Raw genomic sequence first — 19,201 nt, forward strand, 5'->3', positions numbered from 1 at the left:
GTCCGCCTTTATTGTGAGTTTTTCATTACTCGTGATATTTTATTTCGTCTCTTCACCATACCAAAATTGTAAGCGTATTTTCACACAGATCGCTCTTGAAAATAACTACGATGAAATGAGTTCTGAGCACCGTGAAATCTGCGAACGAAAATTTGGCTGGAGTTCTGATTTTATGTAACTGTTTGTGTCCCTATTTACAGGGCTAGACAGTCGCAAGATTAGTGAGCTAATGGCGGCATCTCACCTTCGAGGTACAGTTAGAAAGGATTAAGAAATGGATATTGATATTAAAAGCATGACGCCTGCACAGCGTAAGCAGCTTATGGAAGACCTACGCAAAGCAGAAGAAGCAGAGAAGAACGCTTATAAGCAAGAGTTTTTGGGCGATGTAGTTAAACTGGCAAGTGAAAAGGGTGTTAAGTGGTCTGAGGCGCGTACTCTGATTAATGGCTACAAGCCTTCCAGTGACACTGAAGCTAAGAAGCTCGGATTTACGCATAAAAAAGGTAAGGATTACTATTTACGAGATGTTAAAGGGGCTACCAAGCTCAAGTAATGCTAACGAGTGGCTGCCTCAGCTCCTTCTGACGAAAAGTAATTTTTTGTTCTTGGATGCTGAGGTGGTGAACGAACCAATTTAAAATGCATTAGCTGTAGAAACAGTCGATTAAATAGCTTTCGCAATAAAACACGGATCGGTCCGTTCACCTTTGGGACAAGCTTTCGCACTTGGGAGTACAGAAAAGTCGAGCAAGCCCTATCCCAAATGTTGCTACAAAATGGCAGTTCAGGCATTGACGATTATCAATCAGAGACTTTTTATGACCAGACTAGCCAGCATTACTAACAATCACTGTTGCGCCAGCAAGCTGTCTGCCTCAGACTTAAGTGTGAGATGTGTGGGCATTCGTCTTTGCTACCAGTCAAAGGCTTGATCGACAGGCTTGGGCGTGAGATGGTCGTACAGGACGCAGTAAAGTTCCTCAGATGCTCTCGCTGCAAGGTGAAGGGCAAAGGGTCGTTTGTTATTACTTATATGGGTAATTCAGGTCAGGCGATGCTTGGGCCTAAGGTTAAATAGTAATTTGGCTGAGTATGCACCGGACCAAGGTCGGAAGCCAGGCCTGACGTCAACACTTAAGAACTATTGGGAGGCGAACAAAAAATAGCGGTGCTTGAAGCGATGACACAAGGATATGACAACACAGTGCTTTTTTTGGCAATCGCGTTCGTATTTTCTTTCTGTTTAGGGGCCGCTACTACCCTCGCTATATTCTACATCGAAAACCAATTCTTTTCCGCACCCAAAGACCCGTGGGGTATGATGAAAGTCCAAAAGTAAAAGTGGGGTTTTTATTGTAGTTGGTGGCCACCCAGATGAATCAATCCCTAGTGGTATGATCTGGGGGGACCCGCTACATGTAGAGCCCCCTCAGATATATGTCAGTAGTATTTACCCATTTAAGATGCGGTAAACACTCATGCGGCTGATACCCATCTGTTCTGCAATCTTGTAGGTGCTGAGGCCGTCAGAGCGCAGCTTGTGGACTTGATCACGGTCGATCCGTTTCTTGCCTCCCTTGAACTTTCCAGCAGCCTTGGCTTTGGCGATCCCTTCAGCTTGGCGTTTGCGGATGATATTGCGTTCAAACTCAGCGAATGCCCCCATCATCTGCAGTTGTAGTTTGGCGAATGCATCGTCCGCATCGGCGCTGAAAGTCAGGCGTTCACTCAAGAAGCTAATAGCAACGCCTTTGTCGTTTAGGGTTTGAATGATGTCCTGAAGGTCTCTCAGATCACGGGCAAGCCGGTCGATGGAATAAACCACAACGTTGTCGCCTTCGCGGGCATAGTCGATCATTGCTTGTAGTGCGGGGCGATCCTTGGCGGATTTACCCGAAAGCTTTTCCTCAAACACCTTATCCAGTTCGCCCAGTTCTTGACGATCAAGGTTTTGCCCCTCTGAACTCACACGCCGATATCCAATAGTAGCCATGTTAGCCTCCAGTAGTAACATTTGATACTAGACTATGATGATTCGGTAACAACAGGAAGTAAAATCAGTCATATGTTACCCCAAAACCGGTAACACGGTAACAGCGTCACTAGGCTACACTTGGATGTGACTACACAGCTTCAGCTCTACCCATCAATGACTGCGCAACGCTAAAGAGCGTCATGGAAATACATTTGCTAGAGCTTTAACAACGCCTGTCTTAGGGGTTTTACGTATATTGGCAGAAACTCAGATTTCCAAAAACTTGGCTTTGAATGCGATCGCAAGATATTCCTTGGCGGCCCGATGGTGCTCTTTTCGCGCGGCCTCCAACTGATTGGCTTCATCCACTGTTAAAGAGGCGTTGTCTTCAAACTCTCCCGCCAAGCTTTGCCAAACATTACGCGTTTCCTCGTATCGACGTTCCCCCTCAATAGCCAATAGGTCGCAAACTTCGCTGATATGTTGCATCCTCATGTTTGATATCGCCTCTTTGGTTAAAATGGACGTATTAACCGGCAAAACCCCATCGTCTGAGTACGGAGATCGCGTGTTCTTTGTTAATGTCGGCAAAGGCGCTTTCGTCCTTCATTTGAGGGGTGAGCTTAAATTGATCACTCGCCTCGCAGCTTTTGCACCGTATCATTTCACGATCAAATTCAACGTCGATTGAAGAGCACTCAGGGCATTTTGCAGGCACATCATCATTGAACATTGGCTAGTCCGATTTTGTTTTAATATCGCTGATCAACCAACCAACTCCTCGGGTGGTAAACATACCTCAAACTCTGCATACCAGACTGTTCCGTCGGGGCACCCCAACGGTCCTTGCTCATCAAAAGGGCACATCCCGTTTGCGGTTGCGTTTGAAGCCGCCAAAGTTACTCCAATGAATGCAAGTACCAAGGTTTTTTTCATGAGATCCACCTGCCGGTCTGCTTTTAAGTCTTAGGGCGGCGTTATTATTCATCAAACGAAAGACAAACAATTCTGCTACGCAAGAGCGAGTCAAGGTAAATTTATCTACATATTGTTACATTCTCATTATACTGCACAACATGTGGTTTCGGAGTTAATCCAAACTGGCTGTAAAGCACTTGCCAGACTACAATATCAGTGTGTCATGGGTTGAGCAGTGTTGAGCTGAGTGCTTGGATGTAGCGACAAGGACTAACGTGGCCAGTGGCAGCTGGGGCAAGTGATGACCGAAGATCAAACAGGCTTTCCAAAAATCGACCGCTGGCATTCGGCACCATTGGACGTTCATAAGTGGTCCAATCACCCTGAGATCAAGTCGTTATCTGATCACCTCTACACCAAAGCTAACATCAATATTCTCGACAAATCTGGGAATAGGAAAGGCAAAAGATCCGCGTACCAAATGCTAAGAGTTTTGCTGGTGGACTTGTATGTGCGCTGGTTGCACGATCCGACACTAGCAACTGGATTCAGCAAGAATAAAAACGACTATCAGGTCAATAGCCGATACAACAAAGTCTTCATTTCGCCAAAGATCATACAGGTCGAGAAGCTGCTAGAAGATGAAGACTACATTGATAGTCTGCCCGGATATAACGACCGCACCGGTAAAGGTGACAACTACACAACGCGTATTCGGCCAAGTGAAAAGCTTCGGAACGAGTTTGAGCAAATCTCGGCTACACTTTATGACATCGACTACCATGTTGGTCGCCAGTTGATTATCCTGCGCGAGCGTTACGAGGATGAGACGGAACGGGTTCACAAGCGCAATATCGAATACATCGACACTGACTACACCAACCGTATCAGAGAACAGCTAGAAGCCTATAACGAGCTGCTAAAGCAAACCTTCATTGATATTCCGTCATTAGAAGAGCCATTCGTGCGCCGGATAATCGAAACTGGCAAACGCGCTGGACAAGAGATCAAAATCTCAATCGGTCCTGAAAACAAACATGTACACCGCGTATTCAACGGAACTGAGGACGATAACTGGTCCAAGGGTGGACGCTTCTATGGTGGGTGGTGGCTACAGATACCGAAAGAATTGAGGAAAGACATCTACATCAACGACCAGCCGACCGTAGAGATCGACTTTAAAGCCATGCATCCAAATATGCTTATGGAAACGTCGGCTGCCGACCCGTACCGATTGGACCGATTGGTTTTGCCAGACTTGATACCTAACGTGCAGCAACAAAGGGACGCGGTAAAGTCTCTTATCCTCATGGCTATCAACGCCAACAACGCCAATGGTGCCTTCGCTGCCTTCAGGAATGCGCACAAGAGGGGCGACCCATTAAAGAAGCTGACTAATGAACAGCTACAGATTTTGCTGGATGCCTTTACGGACCAATACCCAGAAATGCGAGAGGCCCTTAACACGGGAAAGGCGCTGCACCTGATGAACTTGGATAGTCAGATCGCAAACCTAGTGATCGATTACTTCACACAGCAGGGCATCCCGGTTTTATGCATCCATGACAGCTTCATCATCCAAGACGACAACCAACAGGAATTGAGGAAAGCCCTCGACCTCGCATCACAGCAAATAATACATAAGGGGATTGATCAGGACACCAAGTCTAATGGTAGTGAGATACCAACCGTTATACAGGGCAATATTAAAGGGTACCGAACAGGACGGAATGCTAAGATCAAGATACCCAACAAAGTGAAACCTACAGAACAGTATGAACTCAGAAAGATGAAATATTATAAATGGTTAGAACATAGTAAGGAATATAAGAGATAGGGAAGTCAATGGGAGAGTTGTGTGCGTCCTTACATTACTAAGGCAAATAGAGATCGAGACCATGAAGCTAGAATTTCATCACATCAACTATGTGTCTGAAGACGTTGATCGGCTACACGATTTCTACACCAACGTGCTGGGTCTTGAAGATATACCAATCGCGTCCTTCCCAAGGCCAAAGGCTACAGAAACCAGTGGCTATGACGGTAAGATCAAATTCGCGACTGATGGCAGCATACAGTTTCACCTAGCTACCAAAGACCTAACGGTGGCATTCAAGAATGGGGAAGTTATCAACCCTGTCGAGCGCGGTCATATAGCTTTTCGTACAGACGACATCCAAGCACTAACGGCCTTACTCGACGAAAATGGCATTCCTTATTCGGATTATGGAACAGCCTTTGCGAAAGAGTGGCATCAGGTCTTCTTTCACGATCCGGAAGGCAATGTCATTGAGGTGCATCAGGCAGTCGATTGATAAGCCGCTCGCCTGAACCCTTGCAGGAATTTTGCCCAGGGCGATATTAACACTACTTCCCTCACGCTTGGGGAGGGTGACTTGGCATATTTTAGAATCAACGAACCAGTATGCGCGACGTGCTCTGAATGGCTTGGAGGACGGGCTGTAGTAAACGGCATATGGACGGATAAACGCTTAAAGGCCTTTCAAACGTCAGCCTTGTGCAAATCCAATAACAGCTTTGTGGATGCTAAATTCCATTGCTCAGCGCATGAATTGGCAAGTGACGACGGATGAACGCGCATATTCCAAACAGTTATCGCTGGGAGATATCTTTATCTGAAGACAGTACTTGTGATCGGATAACCATCATGCTTTTTAGAAATATTGCGTTATCTTTTCGTCCTCTAGAAGACAACTGCCCCTCAAGTTCCCTCCGTCGTTCATTCGGCGGAGGTTTTTTTATCTTAGCCACGGGTGAGCTACACGGTTAATAGCTTCATACCTGACCTGCAGAGATGGCCCCACCCCGTATTTACCAGAAACATCTCCCTGCGCATGCCCGGTTATAAAATCTGAAACCTCCTTCGATATGCCAGCATCGCGGAACAAGTCTTTCGCAGTATGCCTCAGGCTATGTACTACTACTCGGGGATCATTTGTGACACGACGGACCAATGATCGGAGCTTTTGCTGCGTAAAACTTTTGGGCAGTTCATTGGCAAGGTCATGGAGGGGGACAAGTCGCTTTGAACCTTTATTCTTGGTAGTTATCTCTCTGAGGTCGAGGAATTTGATGCCGTCTTTAACCTCAACCTTTTGGCGCTTCGCAAGCTGCACTAGTTCACCACCCCTCAGGCCCGTAGTCACCAAAATAGCAAAGGCTTTGCGGCAATCATCTGGCATATCCAACTTGAACAAATGGTGAAGCTGCTCGGATGTGAATGGCAGACGGTCTACTGCATCCTGACCCATTCCTGTCATGTCAATGCCCCGCCAAGGATTGTACTTGATACCGAGATCACGCTGTTTGTTGCACCAATTGTAAACATTCGACATCGCTGCCCGGAAAACCCTCAAGCTGGATACGCTCAAATCTTCACCCAGCTCATTTAAGAAGTCATAGACATCATAGATATCGACCTCCCCCAAAGGCTTTTTGCCCATCTCAGGGTGTTGCATCCATTTAGCGAGTTGACCCCGGTCTTGCCTTCTTGACCGCTCTGGCCTGCTCTCAATGTAAGCCTCTATGATAGATTGAAGGGTGGTGCCGCTGGGTTCGGGAACATCATCTTGAGCAATCTGCACACGTGACAAGCTCTGCAATTTTTCTAACGATGTCTTGGCTAAATCAGCAAGGCCGCGCTCGTGTGCACCAGTTACAAAATCCACCAATTCGCCTGACGGAATATCACTAGGCTTTGTTAGATTAAGAAATTGCTCTCGCTCCTCTTCAGGTAGGAGATGGACAATATCTGCCGGGATTGGATGGCCCAGCTGAGACACGAGAGTGCATAATTCCAGATGATTTTCAGCAGACCAGACCTCGGTTACTTTGATATCTTGACAGCCCATTCCCAACTTCGCTGCTAAGGTGCGGCCCCCGGTTACTCGTACTGAAACTTTACCCCCGGAATACCATTCGCGGGTGTTGATACCCTCTTGCTCTAACACTGGGCGCAGGCGCTCATAGACGGGATCACTACGCTCCAGAAGCCTATCGAACTCCTTGTAAATGTCTTGAGTAAGTTCATGGAGCATGTACTCGGCCTGTCGCTTGTCACTCGTACCCGTGCTTCGCCGCGCCTGACGATCAGCGCCAAATTGCAGCTCCTTAGGCTTGGTAACGCAGACGTAATATTTGCCCTTGCGCCTCTGCAATGTTGCTGGATGATACCGCCGCTGGTGCAATTCAAATCCCCCTTCAATTCAGCCTTGGCTACAAGGTGCTCGTTGATACCACAATAGGTTCCAAATTAGGGTCAATATGTACAGTAAGTCACTGTATATAAGTAATTATGGCACTTACGCCGATGAATCCCTTAACAAAAGGTTAACAGATGCCGGGTCGCGCGGCAAACGCCCTTGGAAGGCATGGTAAACTTCTGCCTTTCTCCTCCCGATCAATCCCTCTGGACAATGCGATGTAAACGCTTACATTCCCGCGCCATGGATCACCACGCCCAATACCCCGCCCTCTCCGATCTGCGTGCCCGCGCGCGCGGCCGCATCCCCCGTTTCGTCTGGGAATATCTCGACAGCGGCACCGGCGCCGAGGCCACGAAGGCCCGTAACCGCACCAAGCTCGACGAGGTGATCCTCATGCCCTCGATCCTGCATGGCGAGGTGAAGCCCGACCTGTCGGTCGAGCTGATGGGACGCACATTGCCCCTGCCCTTCGGCATCGCGCCCGTGGGCATGTCGGGGATGATCTGGCCCGGCGCCGAGCCGATGCTTGCCCGTGCCGCCGCCCGCGCGGGTATCCCCTATTGCCTCTCGACCGTCGCCACCCAGACGCCTGCGGACCTGTCCCGCGATCTGGGCGAGGATGCGTGGTTCCAGATGTATCCGCCCCGCGATCCCGACATTCGGACCGACATGCTGCAAAAGGCCCGTGACGCCGGGTTCGGCACGCTGATTCTCACTGTCGATGTCCCCGTTCCCAGCCGCCGTGAACGGCAAGTGCGCTCCGGGCTGACCACGCCTCCCAAACTCACGCCGCGCCTGATGGCGCAGGTGGCGCGCTGCCCGGCATGGGCGCTCGGTATCGCACAGCGCGGCATGCCCCGAATGAAGCTGATCGACGAATATGCAGGCCAGACCAAGGGCTTGCCCTCGAACAAGCACGCAGGCTACCTGCTGCGCACCGCGCCTGACTGGGACTATCTGCGCTGGCTGCGCGACGCCTGGAGTGGCCCGATGATCGTCAAGGGCGTGCTCGATGCCGACGATGCCGGCGCCCTTGAAGCGGCAGGCGTCGATGCGGTCTGGATCTCGAACCACGCAGGCCGGCAATTCGACGGCGCCCCGGCCACGATCGAACGCCTGCCCGCGATCCGCGCCGCCACCGGGCTGCCGGTGATCATCGACGGCGGCTTCGAAGGCGGTCTCGATATCCTGCGCGCGATCGCCCTGGGCGCCGATCATGTCATGTTCGGCCGCGCCTGGCATTATGCGCTCGGCGCTCTGGGTGCCGACGGCCCCGCCCATCTGGTCGAGATTCTCAAACTCGATCTTGAGGCCAATATGGGTCAGTTGGGCCTGACCACGCTGACCGAGGTGCGCAATCGGGTAATCTCGCATGGCTGACCGCACCACCCGCTTTCACGCCTTCACAAAGCAAGCCATTGCTTTCATATGATTTTCCAAAGGTTTCGACCGGACAGGCCCACTGCCCGATCGGGCAGAAAATCTCGCCAACGGGTGGAAGCCCCCGTTGTGCCATTGCGTAAACTTTGCGCAAATTCTAAAAGTTGCCGTCATAGCGCTGCAGCGCAGCAACCCGCGTCGGTGCGTTGTGCCGGCCACGAACCATATCAGCAGGGGGATCCGGGCCCGTGAGCGAATTCAAGAAAATCCTTATCGCGAACCGCGGCGAAATCGCCATCCGCATCATGCGCGCCGCCAACGAGCTTGGAAAGCGCACCGTCGCCGTCTTCGCCGAAGAGGACAAGCTGGGCCTGCACCGTTTCAAGGCCGATGAAGCTTACCGCATCGGCGAAGGTCTCGGCCCGGTCGCGGCCTATCTCTCGATCGACGAGATCATCCGCGTCGCCCTCGAATCCGGCGCCGACGCAATCCATCCCGGCTATGGCCTTCTGTCGGAAAACCCAGATTTCGTGGATGCCTGTGTCAAGAACGGCATCACCTTCATCGGCCCCAAGGCTGACACCATGCGCGCGCTCGGCGACAAGGCCAGCGCCCGACGCGTCGCCATCGAGGCCGGCGTGCCCGTCATCCCCGCCACCGAAGTGCTGGGCGAGGACATGGACGCCATCCGCCGCGAGGCCGCCGAAATCGGGTATCCCCTGATGCTCAAGGCGTCCTGGGGCGGCGGCGGGCGTGGCATGCGCCCGATCAACGGCCCCGACGAGCTAGCCGAGAAGGTGCTCGAAGGCCGACGCGAGGCCGAAGCCGCCTTCGGCAACGGCGAGGGCTATCTCGAAAAGATGATCCTGCGCGCCCGCCACGTCGAGGTTCAGATCCTCGGCGACAAGCATGGCCAGATGTATCACCTCTTCGAGCGTGACTGCTCGGTGCAGCGCCGCAACCAGAAGGTCGTCGAGCGCGCCCCCGCCCCCTATCTCACCGACCTGCAACGCGCCGAGATCTGCGAGCTGGGCTACAAGATCTGCAAGCACGTCAATTACGAATGCGCCGGCACGGTCGAGTTCCTGATGGATATGGACACCAGCCAGTTCTACTTCATCGAAGTGAATCCCCGCGTGCAGGTCGAACACACCGTCACCGAAGAAGTGACCGGCATCGACATCGTCCAGGCCCAGATCCGCATCGCCGAAGGCAAGACCATCCAGGAAGCCACCGGCAAGCCCGATCAGGACAGCATCACGCTCAACGGTCACGCCCTGCAGACCCGGATCACCACCGAAGACCCGCAAAACAACTTCATCCCCGATTATGGCCGCCTGACCGCTTACCGCGCGGCCACCGGCATGGGCATCCGCCTCGATGGCGGCACCGCCTATGCGGGCGGGGTCATCACCCGGTTTTACGACTCGCTTCTGGTCAAGGTCACCGCCCATGCGCAGACGCCTCAGGCCGCGATCGCCCGGATGGACCGCGCCCTGCGCGAATTCCGCATTCGCGGCGTCTCCACCAACATCGCCTTCGTCGAGAACCTGCTCAAGCACCCCACCTTCCTGAACAACGAATACACCACCAAGTTCATCGACGAGACGCCCGACCTTTTCAAATTCTCCAAGCGCCGCGACCGCGGCACCAAGGTGCTGACCTACATCGCCGACATCACCGTCAACGGCCACCCCGAGACGGCAGGCCGCCCCGAACCCTCGGCCGACATCAAGGCGCCGCGCCCGCCGCGCCTGATCGGCACGCCGCCCCCCGGCACCCGCACCCTGCTCGAGGACAAAGGCCCCAAGGCCGTCGCGGATTGGATGCTGGCGCAAAAGCAGCTTCTCTTGACCGACACCACCATGCGCGACGGGCACCAGTCGCTTCTGGCCACGCGGATGCGCTCGATCGACATGATCAAGGTGGCCCCGACCTATGCTGCCAATCTCCCGCAGCTCTTTTCGGTCGAATGCTGGGGCGGCGCCACCTTCGACGTGGCCTACCGCTTCTTGCAGGAATGCCCGTGGCAGCGCCTGCGCGAGTTGCGCGCGGCCATGCCCAACCTGCTGACCCAGATGCTGCTGCGCGCCTCGAACGGGGTGGGCTACACCAACTATCCCGACAACGTGGTGCAGGAATTCGTGCGTCAGGCGGCGGAAACCGGGATCGACGTGTTCCGCGTCTTCGACAGCCTCAACTGGGTCGAAAACATGCGCGTCGCGATGGATGCGGTGATCGACAGCGGCAAGATCTGCGAAGGCACGATCTGCTATACCGGCGATATCCTCGATCCGGACCGCGCCAAGTATGACCTGAAATACTATGTCTCCATGGCCAAGGAGCTGCAGGCCGCAGGCGCGCATGTGCTGGGCCTCAAGGACATGGCGGGCTTGCTGAAACCCGCCGCCGCGCGCCTGCTGGTCCGCGCCCTCAAGGACGAGCTGGACATCCCCGTGCATTTCCACACCCACGACACCAGCGGCATTGCGGGCGGCACGATCCTTGCCGCCGCCGATGCGGGCGTCGATGCGGTGGATGCGGCGATGGACGCCTTCTCGGGCGGCACCTCGCAGCCCTGTCTGGGCTCGATCGTCGAGGCGCTGATGCATACCGAGCGCGACACCGGCATCGACATCGAACGCATCCGCGAAATCTCGAACTACTGGGAGCATGTCCGCGCCCAGTATGTGGCCTTCGAATCCGGTCTTCAGGCGCCCGCCTCCGAGGTTTACCTGCACGAAATGCCCGGTGGCCAGTTCACCAATCTCAAGGCGCAGGCCCGCTCCATGGGCCTCGAGGACAAATGGCCCGACGTCGCCCGCACCTATGCCGAGGTGAACCAGATGTTTGGCGATATCGTCAAGGTCACGCCCTCGTCCAAGGTGGTGGGCGACATGGCGCTGATGATGGTCAGTCAGGGTCTCAGCCGCGCCGATGTCGAAGATCCCGATCGCGACGTGGCCTTCCCGGATTCAGTCATCGACATGATGCGCGGCAATCTGGGCCAGCCCCCCGGCGGCTTTCCTCCCGCGATCCTTCTGAAGGTGCTCAAGGACGAAGAGCCCAACACCGAACGCCCCGGCGCGCATCTCGATCCCGTCGATCTGGACGCTGCCCGCAAGGAACTCGTCGATCTGCTCGAAGGCAAGCAGGTGGATAACGAGGATCTCAACGGTTATCTCATGTATCCGAAGGTCTTTCTGGATTACATGGGCCGCCACCGCATCTATGGCCCGGTGCGCACCCTGCCCACCCGGACATTCTTCTACGGGATGCAGCCCGGCGAAGAGATCTCTGCCGAAATCGACCCCGGCAAGATCCTCGAGATCCGCCTGCAGACCGTCGGCGAAACCGGCGAGGATGGCGAGGTCAAGGTGTTCTTCGAACTCAACGGCCAGCCGCGTGTGATCCGCGTGCCCGACCGCAAGGCCAAGGCCTCGACCGCCGCGCGCCCCAAGGCCGAACTGGGCAACGCGAACCATGTCGGCGCACCGATGCCCGGCGTCGTGGCCAGCGTCACCGCAAGCGTTGGCCAGAAGGTCAAGAAGGGCGACATGCTGCTGACCATCGAAGCGATGAAGATGGAAACCGGCATTCACGCCGAACATGACGCCACCGTGAAAGCCGTGCATGTGCAGCCGGGCGGCCAGATCGACGCCAAGGATCTGTTGATCGAACTGGAATAAGGCCACGCCACACGGCGAAAAGGGTATCAGTTTGCACAAAGTGCTCGTGTTTACAGATCTGCACATCCTGCCCGAGGGGGAAACCCTCATCGGGCTGGATCCCGCAGCGCGTTTTGCCCAGGCCCTTGCCCATGCGCTGGACAACCATCGCGATGCCGCGCGGATCGTCATCACTGGCGACCTGACCCATAATGGCGCCCCCGCCGAATATGCCCGCCTGCGCACGCTTCTGTCGCGCTGCCCGATCCCGGTCAGCCTCATGCTCGGCAATCACGACCGCCGCGCCGCCTTTTCGGCGGCCTTCCCCTCGATGCCCCGGACATCCTCTGGCCATTGCCAGCAGATGCACGACCTCAAGGGCCATCGCCTGATCCTTCTCGACACCCTGGACGAGGACGCGCCCGACCGCCACAGCGGATGGCTCAGCCCAGGTCGCATGCGTTGGCTGGACAATGCACTTCTGGGGGCGGGCGATCGTCTGATCACCGTGTTCACCCATCATCCGCCCATCGATTGCGGCTTTCCCGCCATGGACAGGATCGGCCTGCGCAACCGCGACGCGCTGACCGACAGGCTCCGCGCGCATGGCCGCACCGCTCATATCATCAGCGGCCATATCCACCGCTCGATCAGCGGCAACGCCGGCGGCCTGCCGGTGACGATCTTCAAAAGCCCCTGCCATCAGGCGCCGATGATGCTGACGGGCAATGATGTCCACCTGTCCATCGACGAGCCGGGCGCCTATGGCATCCTGCTGCTCACGCCCTCGGGCGTGATCGTTCACAGTCAGGATGTCGGCCTGCCCGCGACGCGGCCCCAAAGCTACGCCCCCCGCTAGGCCCCTTCGGGCAGGTGCCACACCCGGGCTGTCAAATCCGAAAAAAGTGGTATGCTCGACTCCGGCGGCCCGTTTGCCGTCCAAGGGAGGACAAGAAAGATGTGCAGAATCTTCGCGGGGCAAGACCCCGAACGCTACGAACTTGAAACCCGCCGGATGCGTCTCAATGGCCAGAGCACCAGCATCCGGCTTGAAAAATCCTTCTGGGCCATTCTCGATGAAATCGCCGAGGGCGAAGGCCTTTCGACACCCGCTTTCGTCTCCAAGCTGCATGGCGAAGTGCTGGAACTGAAGGGCGAGCCGAAAAATTTCACCGCCCTTCTGCGCTGCACCTGCCTTGTGCACCGCGAACGCGATCTGCCCGCACCGGGCGCCCGGATCGCCGCCGAATGACCATTCTCGCGGTGTAGTAACCGCTTACTACCCGTGCCATCCCCCGCTTTGGCAAACTTTCCGGACCAATTAACGATCCGGAGGATTTCATGGCCAAAGCCATCCACAGCATGATCCGCGTTCTCGACGAGTCGCGATCGGTTGATTTTTACCGCCGCGCCTTTGGGCTCGAAATCGCCGACAGGCTCGATTTCAGCGACTTCACGCTGGTTTACCTCAGCAATGACGAAACCCCGTTCGAGGTCGAGTTGACCGTGAACAAAGGCCGCACCGAGCCTTATGACCTTGGCGATGGCTATGGCCATCTGGCCGTGCTCGTCGAGGATCTCGAGGCCGAGCACGCCCGTTTCGAGGCCGAAGGCCTCGCCCCCCGCAAGATCGTCGAATTCGCCCCCGATGGGGAGTTGGTGGGCAAATTCTTCTTCGTCGCGGACCCTGACGGATACCAGATCGAAGTGCTTCAGCGCGGCGGTCGCTTCAAATAACCGCCGATACGACCAGAGCTCTAGGGAGGAGACAAGACATGACACCAAACAGCCAGCAATCGCGCCAGCCAAAGGGCCAGCCGACCGGCCCCAAACGCGGCCCCAAGCACGGCCTGACGCGACGCCAGCTTCTGTCGCGCGGCATGGCCGCCGGCGCCACTTTCGTCGTCGGCGCGGGCTTCGTTGCCAGCACCGACGCCGCATGGGCGATGGAAACCGCGAACCTGCAACCAAAGACCATGGCCACGCTCATCCAGATGGCGCGCGACATCTACCCGCATGACCATGTGGGCGACGCCTATTACGCCCGCGCGGTCAAAGGCTACGACACCCCCGAAGGCGCCCCTGACATCGAGGCCGGCATCGCCGCACTCGATGCCGCGGCCCAAGGCAAGGGCTTTGCCGATTACCTCTCGATGGGCTGGGAACGCGACCGCGTCGATATCCTGCGCGGCATGGAGGACAGCGCGTTCTTTCAGCAGATCCGCGGCGGTCTGGTGACCGGCCTCTACAATCAGAAAGAGGTCTGGCCGCTGTTCGGCTACGAGGGCGAGTCCTTCACGCAAGGCGGTTACATCGACCGCGGTTTCGACGACATCGACTGGCTCTGAGCCATAGCAGTTAGGGAGGAGAACAGACTATGGCTGCACCTTTTGATCTCAACGACAACGGCGTGATCGTCGTGATCGGCACCGGCGCCGGCGGCGGCGTCCTGGCCAATGAACTGGCGCAACGCGGCGTGTCCGTGGTGGCGCTCGAAGCGGGCGGGCGCTACCTGCCCGAAGACTACATCAACGACGAATGGGAAAGCTTCGGCCAATTGGCCTGGCTCGATCCCCGCACCACCAGCGGCGACTGGCGCGTGGCGCGCGATTTCTCGGGCCTGCCCGCCTGGATCGTCAAGGCGGTGGGCGGCACGACAACCCATTGGGCCGGCGCCTCGCTGCGCTTTCAGGACCATGAATGGAAGGCCAAGACCACCTATGGCGACGTGCAGGGCGCCAACCTGCTCGACTGGCCGATCGACGCCGAGGAAATGGCGCCGTGGTATGACCTGGCCGAAAAGAAACTGGGGGTTACCCTTACCAACGGCATCGCAGGCCTGCCCGGCAACAACAACTACAAGGTGTTCGAGGCCGGCGCCAAGGCGCTTGGCTACACCGAAGTCAGCACCGGGCGCATGGCGATCAACTCGTCCGACTATGACGGGCGGCTCGCCTGTCAGCAGACCGGTTTCTGCTTTCAGGGCTGCAAATGGGGCGCCAAATGGTCGGCGGCCTATACCGACATCCCGCGTGGCGAAGCGACCGGCAATCTCGAAGTGCGCGAAAAGGCCCATGTGCTGCGGATCGAACACGGGGCCGACGGCAAGGTCAACGGCGTGGTCTATGCCGATGCCGACGGGGTCGAGCACAAGCAGATGGCCCGTGCCGTATGCGTGGCGGGCAACTCGTTCGAAAGCCCCAGGATGCTGCTCAACTCGGCCACGTCGATGTATCCCGACGGGCTGGCCAACAGCTCGGGTCAGGTGGGGCGCAACTACATGCGCCACATGACAGGCTCGGTCTATGCCACCTTCGACAAGCCCGTCCGCATGTGGCGCGGCACCACCATGGCCGGCATCATCCAGGACGAGTCGCGCCACGATCCCTCGCGCGGCTTCGTCGGCGGCTACGAGCTGGAAACCCTCGCTCTCGGCCTGCCCTTCATGGCCGCCTTCCTTGATCCCGGAAGCTGGGGCCGTGAATTCACCACAGCACTTGATTCCTATGAAAACATGGCCGGCATGTGGATCGTGGGCGAGGACATGCCGCAGGAAACCAACCGCGTCACCCTCAATCACGACGTCAAGGACCAGTTCGGCCTGCCCGTGGTCAACGTGCATTTCGACGATCACCCCAACGACATCGCGATGCGCAACCACGCCTACATGCAGGGCATCGCCGTCTACGAGGCCGTCGGCGCCACGCGCACCTTCCCGACACCGCCCTACCCCTCGACGCATAACCTCGGCACCAACCGGATGTCCGAGAACCCGCGCGACGGGGTGGTGAACAAATGGGGCCGCACCCACGACATCGAAAACCTCTTTGTCTCGGACGGCTCGCAATTCACCACCGGGGCGGCGGAAAACCCGACGCTCACCATCGTCGCGCTGGCCATCCGGCAAGCCGACCACATCGCAGGTGAGCTCTCGCGCGGCAATCTGTGAAGATCGGACCACCCGTGCAGCCCCCCGGCGCAGCTCCCTTGCGCCGGGGGGTTTTCATGCGATCCCCCGCTCGAAAACCCGCAAGCCGGCACCCCCGCCATGGCCTTCGGATCATCGGGGAATTTTTTCGCCGGGATCGGAAATTTGGGCTTGCAGCCCGCGCCAAGAGTTTATATCTCACGCCTCACCCAAGGACGCGGGTGTAGCTCAGGGGTAGAGCGTTACCTTGCCAAGGTAAATGTCGTGAGTTCGAATCTCATCACCCGCTCCAATTCTTCCACCGACCGGAACTGAAAAAATTGCCCTTCGGGGCAGGTGCGCCCTTGCCCCCGGTCCCGGCCTGTCCTTCCCCCGACACAACGCATGCCCATCCGCCCGCGCCCCCTTGGCGCGGCCATCCCCGCCCCCTATAAGGGCGCCGAAGACATTCGTGAGGACCAACGCCCATGCGCAGTGCGACGATCACCCGCAAGACGGCCGAAACCGATATCAGCGTCGAGATCACCCTCGACGGCACCGGCCGCTATGACAACCGGACCGGCGTGGCCTTCTTCGACCACATGCTCGACCAGCTGGCCCGCCACTCGTTGATCGACATGACCATCCGCTGCGAGGGCGACACCCATATCGACGACCACCACAGCGTCGAGGATGTGGGCATCGCACTCGGTCAGGCGCTGTCGCACGCGCTCGGCGACAAGCGCGGCATCCGCCGCTATGGCGACTGCCTGCTGCCGATGGATGACGCACTGGTGCGCGCTGCCCTCGATCTGTCGGGCCGGCCCTATCTTGTCTGGAACGTCGATCTGCCCACCCAGAAGATCGGCGCCTTCGATTGCGAACTGGTGCGCGAGTTTTTCCAGGCCTTCAGCACACATGGCGGCATCACCCTGCATGTCGACGCGCTGCACGGGCTCAACAGCCACCACATCGCCGAGGCCGCCTTCAAGGCCGTGGCCCGCGCCTTGCGTCAGGCGGTCGAGACCGACCCCCGCAAATCCGACGCCGTGCCCTCGACCAAAGGGACACTGTAAGCGGCATGACCACGGTCATCATCGACTACGAATCCGGCAACCTGCACTCCGCCCAGAAAGCGTTTCAGCGCATGGCGCTTGAAACCGGCGCGGGCGAGGTGCTGGTCACCAGCGATCCCGACACCGTGCGCCGCGCCACGCGCATCGTGCTGCCCGGCGACGGGGCCTTTCCCGCCTGCCGCGACCAGCTCTACGATCATCGTGGCCTCTTCGAGGCGATCGAAGAGGCGGTGATCGCGCAGGGCCGCCCCTTCATGGGCATCTGCATCGGGATGCAGATGATGGCCACGCGCGGCCTTGAATACCGCGAGACGTCGGGTTTCGACTGGATCGGCGGCACGGTAGACCGGATCGCGCCCTCGGATGCCTCGCTCAAGGTGCCGCATATGGGCTGGAACGATCTGGTGATCGACCATGACCACCCGGTGTTCTCCGGCATCTCGACCGGCGATCACGCCTATTTCGTGCATTCCTACCACTTCCGCGTGGCCGATCCCGCGCATCTTCTGGCGCATGTCGATTATGCCGGGCCTATCACGGCGGTCGTGGGCCGCGACAACATCGTTGGCACGCAATTCCACCCCGAAAAAAGCCAGTCCACCGGCTTGCGGATGATCTCAAACTTCCTGACCTGGGCGCCCTGACACCGGGTGCCACCCTGACGCCGCGCGCCCGCCGGTCACGGCGGGCCAGCCTGTCCCCCGTCAGCCCCTCAGCGCAAGATCACTGCACCCGCCGCCATGTCTGCTTGGCGCAGATCAGCCCGCCCGCCACACAGCCGCGCAGCTTCAGCGCATCGCCCTCAAGGTCGATCTTCCCGATATAGATCTTGTCGTTCGACGGCCGCCACACCTTGCCCTCGTAGCGCCCGTCGCCCACCGGCGTCATGTTGCGCACGATGACCTTGCCGACCGTATCCGACGGCGTTTCCACCCCGTCCCGGAAAGTCCGCGCCACCGTGCCGCAAATATCCGCGCCACAGGGCTGCATCCTCACATGCGCATAGCCCTCTCCGTCCACCTCGGTCTGCCACATACCCAGAACCGGGTCCGCCATCGCGGCCCCTGCCCCCAAACCCCATACCATGGCCATCGCCAGAACACGTCTCATCCCTGACACTCCTCGCTGTAGATGTCTGAAAGCTGCCCTGCCCCCGGGCTTCAGATCAAGTCTGACGTCGGGTCGCGTTGCATTTCCCGCAGCCTCATGCAAAACGGCACCAACCGCTCGCAGCAAGGAACCCGCGCCATGATCCTCTATCCCGCCATCGATCTCAAGGACGGTCAGGCCGTGCGCCTGCTCAAGGGCGACATGGACAAGGCCACCGTGTTCAACGACGACCCCGCAGCCCAGGCCGAAGCCTTCGTGCGCGCAGGCTGCGAATGGCTGCACCTGGTCGACCTCAACGGCGCCTTCGCCGGCACGCCCGTCAACGCCGCCCCGGTCGAGGCGATCCTGCAGCGCTGCCCAGTCCCCGCCCAGCTGGGCGGCGGCATCCGCGACATGGCCACCATCGAACGCTGGCTCGACAAGGGGCTGGCCCGCGTGATCCTCGGCACCGTCGCCGTCGAAAACCCGGACCTCGTGCGCGACGCCGCCCGCGCCTTCCCCGGACAGGTCGCCGTCGGCATCGACGCCCGCGAGGGCCGTGTTGCCACCAAGGGCTGGGCCACGGAAACCGATCTGCGCGCGACCGATCTCGCGCGCTCCTTCGAGGACGCGGGCGTGGCCGCGATCATCTATACCGACATCAACCGCGACGGCGCCATGCAAGGCCCCAATATCGACGAAACCGCCGCACTGGCGCGCGCCGTATCGATCCCGGTGATCGCCTCGGGCGGCGTGTCCTCGCTTGCCGACCTGATCGCTCTGCGCGATTGCGGCGCCGCACTCAACGGCGCCATCTCGGGCCGTGCGCTATACGATGGGGCGCTCGATCTGGAGCAGGCGCTCGCGACGCTGCGCGCCTGAACCGCGCAGGATGCGCTCCGCTCTGGAAACCGGCGCGCTTTGCCCCTAAACCTTTTCGTGACACCGCAATCACAGGC

General features: G+C 57.9%; 18 protein-coding genes and 1 tRNA gene. 15 read left to right on the top strand and 4 right to left on the bottom strand.

All coding sequences use genetic code 11. The features are described from left to right. Window positions 1–274: 274 nt before the first annotated feature. Entirely contained in the window at window positions 275–556 is a 282-nt protein-coding gene (locus RAZWK3B_RS09790; RefSeq protein WP_007814630.1) for a hypothetical protein, read from the top strand. Window positions 557–1,453: 897 nt separating this feature from the next. Here the strand turns inward: RAZWK3B_RS09790 and RAZWK3B_RS09795 are convergent. Together RAZWK3B_RS09795 and RAZWK3B_RS09800 are read right to left on the bottom strand one after the other, a co-directional pair. Beyond that, entirely contained in the window at window positions 1,454–1,996 is a 543-nt protein-coding gene (locus RAZWK3B_RS09795) for a recombinase family protein (protein WP_007814632.1), read from the bottom strand. 249 nt (window positions 1,997–2,245) lie between these two features. Continuing rightward, window positions 2,246–2,467, bottom strand: a complete 222-nt coding sequence (locus RAZWK3B_RS09800) for a hypothetical protein (protein WP_157132214.1) — start codon at window positions 2,465–2,467, stop codon at window positions 2,246–2,248. A gap of 4 nt (window positions 2,468–2,471) precedes the next feature. On the opposite strand from RAZWK3B_RS09800, the gene RAZWK3B_RS09805 reads away from it, so the two are divergent. The 3 genes from RAZWK3B_RS09805 (at window position 2,472) to RAZWK3B_RS09815 (ending at window position 5,211) form a co-directional block, all read left to right on the top strand. After that, window positions 2,472–2,669, top strand: a complete 198-nt coding sequence (locus RAZWK3B_RS09805; RefSeq protein WP_007814635.1) for a hypothetical protein — start codon at window positions 2,472–2,474, stop codon at window positions 2,667–2,669. Between the two features lie 528 nt (window positions 2,670–3,197). Then, window positions 3,198–4,733 (top strand): hypothetical protein, encoded by a 1,536-nt coding sequence (locus RAZWK3B_RS09810; RefSeq protein WP_157132215.1) that lies wholly within the window; start codon window positions 3,198–3,200, stop codon window positions 4,731–4,733. A gap of 61 nt (window positions 4,734–4,794) precedes the next feature. Next, window positions 4,795–5,211: a VOC family protein gene (locus RAZWK3B_RS09815; RefSeq protein ID WP_037295434.1), complete on the top strand. Its 417-nt coding sequence runs from the start codon at window positions 4,795–4,797 to the stop codon at window positions 5,209–5,211. Window positions 5,212–5,655: 444 nt separating this feature from the next. Here the strand turns inward: RAZWK3B_RS09815 and RAZWK3B_RS09820 are convergent, their stop codons facing one another. Continuing rightward, window positions 5,656–7,104: a DUF6538 domain-containing protein gene (locus RAZWK3B_RS09820; RefSeq protein ID WP_007814638.1), complete on the bottom strand. Its 1,449-nt coding sequence runs from the start codon at window positions 7,102–7,104 to the stop codon at window positions 5,656–5,658. Window positions 7,105–7,362: 258 nt separating this feature from the next. On the opposite strand from RAZWK3B_RS09820, the gene RAZWK3B_RS09825 reads away from it, so the two are divergent. The 10 genes from RAZWK3B_RS09825 (at window position 7,363) to hisH (ending at window position 17,797) form a co-directional block, all read left to right on the top strand. Then, the gene (locus tag RAZWK3B_RS09825; RefSeq protein WP_007814639.1) at window positions 7,363–8,502 is read left to right on the top strand and encodes an alpha-hydroxy acid oxidase; all 1,140 of its coding nucleotides are present in this window, start codon (window positions 7,363–7,365) and stop codon (window positions 8,500–8,502) included. A 248-nt stretch (window positions 8,503–8,750) separates the two neighbouring features. Beyond that, entirely contained in the window at window positions 8,751–12,191 is a 3,441-nt protein-coding gene (locus tag RAZWK3B_RS09830) for a pyruvate carboxylase (protein ID WP_007814640.1), read from the top strand. 40 nt (window positions 12,192–12,231) lie between these two features. Continuing rightward, window positions 12,232–13,029: a phosphodiesterase gene (locus RAZWK3B_RS09835; protein WP_232279509.1), complete on the top strand. Its 798-nt coding sequence runs from the start codon at window positions 12,232–12,234 to the stop codon at window positions 13,027–13,029. A 99-nt stretch (window positions 13,030–13,128) separates the two neighbouring features. Then, window positions 13,129–13,422: a ribbon-helix-helix domain-containing protein gene (locus tag RAZWK3B_RS09840; RefSeq protein WP_007814642.1), complete on the top strand. Its 294-nt coding sequence runs from the start codon at window positions 13,129–13,131 to the stop codon at window positions 13,420–13,422. An 89-nt stretch (window positions 13,423–13,511) separates the two neighbouring features. Then, window positions 13,512–13,907 carry a VOC family protein gene (locus RAZWK3B_RS09845; RefSeq protein WP_007814643.1) on the top strand — a complete coding sequence of 132 codons (396 nt, stop codon included), beginning with the start codon at window positions 13,512–13,514 and terminating at the stop codon, window positions 13,905–13,907. Between the two features lie 38 nt (window positions 13,908–13,945). Continuing rightward, window positions 13,946–14,518: a hypothetical protein gene (locus RAZWK3B_RS09850; protein ID WP_007814644.1), complete on the top strand. Its 573-nt coding sequence runs from the start codon at window positions 13,946–13,948 to the stop codon at window positions 14,516–14,518. A 29-nt stretch (window positions 14,519–14,547) separates the two neighbouring features. Continuing rightward, window positions 14,548–16,119 carry a GMC family oxidoreductase gene (locus RAZWK3B_RS09855; RefSeq protein ID WP_007814645.1) on the top strand — a complete coding sequence of 524 codons (1,572 nt, stop codon included), beginning with the start codon at window positions 14,548–14,550 and terminating at the stop codon, window positions 16,117–16,119. 196 nt (window positions 16,120–16,315) lie between these two features. Then, a tRNA-Gly gene (locus RAZWK3B_RS09860) sits at window positions 16,316–16,390 on the top strand. A gap of 175 nt (window positions 16,391–16,565) precedes the next feature. Then, the gene (hisB, locus tag RAZWK3B_RS09865) at window positions 16,566–17,153 is read left to right on the top strand and encodes an imidazoleglycerol-phosphate dehydratase HisB (protein ID WP_007814646.1); all 588 of its coding nucleotides are present in this window, start codon (window positions 16,566–16,568) and stop codon (window positions 17,151–17,153) included. A 5-nt stretch (window positions 17,154–17,158) separates the two neighbouring features. Next, complete coding sequence (gene hisH, locus RAZWK3B_RS09870; RefSeq protein ID WP_007814647.1) at window positions 17,159–17,797, top strand: imidazole glycerol phosphate synthase subunit HisH; 639 nt, start codon at window positions 17,159–17,161, stop codon at window positions 17,795–17,797. Window positions 17,798–17,876: 79 nt separating this feature from the next. Here the strand turns inward: hisH and RAZWK3B_RS09875 are convergent, their stop codons facing one another. Next, on the bottom strand, window positions 17,877–18,263 hold the full coding sequence (locus tag RAZWK3B_RS09875) for a DUF2147 domain-containing protein (RefSeq protein WP_037295444.1): 387 nt from the start codon (window positions 18,261–18,263) through the stop codon (window positions 17,877–17,879). Between the two features lie 138 nt (window positions 18,264–18,401). Between RAZWK3B_RS09875 and hisA the strand changes: the two genes are divergently transcribed. Then, window positions 18,402–19,124, top strand: coding sequence for a 1-(5-phosphoribosyl)-5-[(5-phosphoribosylamino)methylideneamino]imidazole-4-carboxamide isomerase (hisA, locus tag RAZWK3B_RS09880; RefSeq protein ID WP_007814651.1), 723 nt, complete (start codon window positions 18,402–18,404; stop codon window positions 19,122–19,124). The last annotated feature ends 77 nt before the right edge of the window (window positions 19,125–19,201 follow it).

Origin of the sequence: Roseobacter sp. AzwK-3b (assembly GCF_000170875.1) — a bacterium.
GTDB lineage: Bacteria > Pseudomonadota > Alphaproteobacteria > Rhodobacterales > Rhodobacteraceae > Roseovarius > Roseovarius litoreus.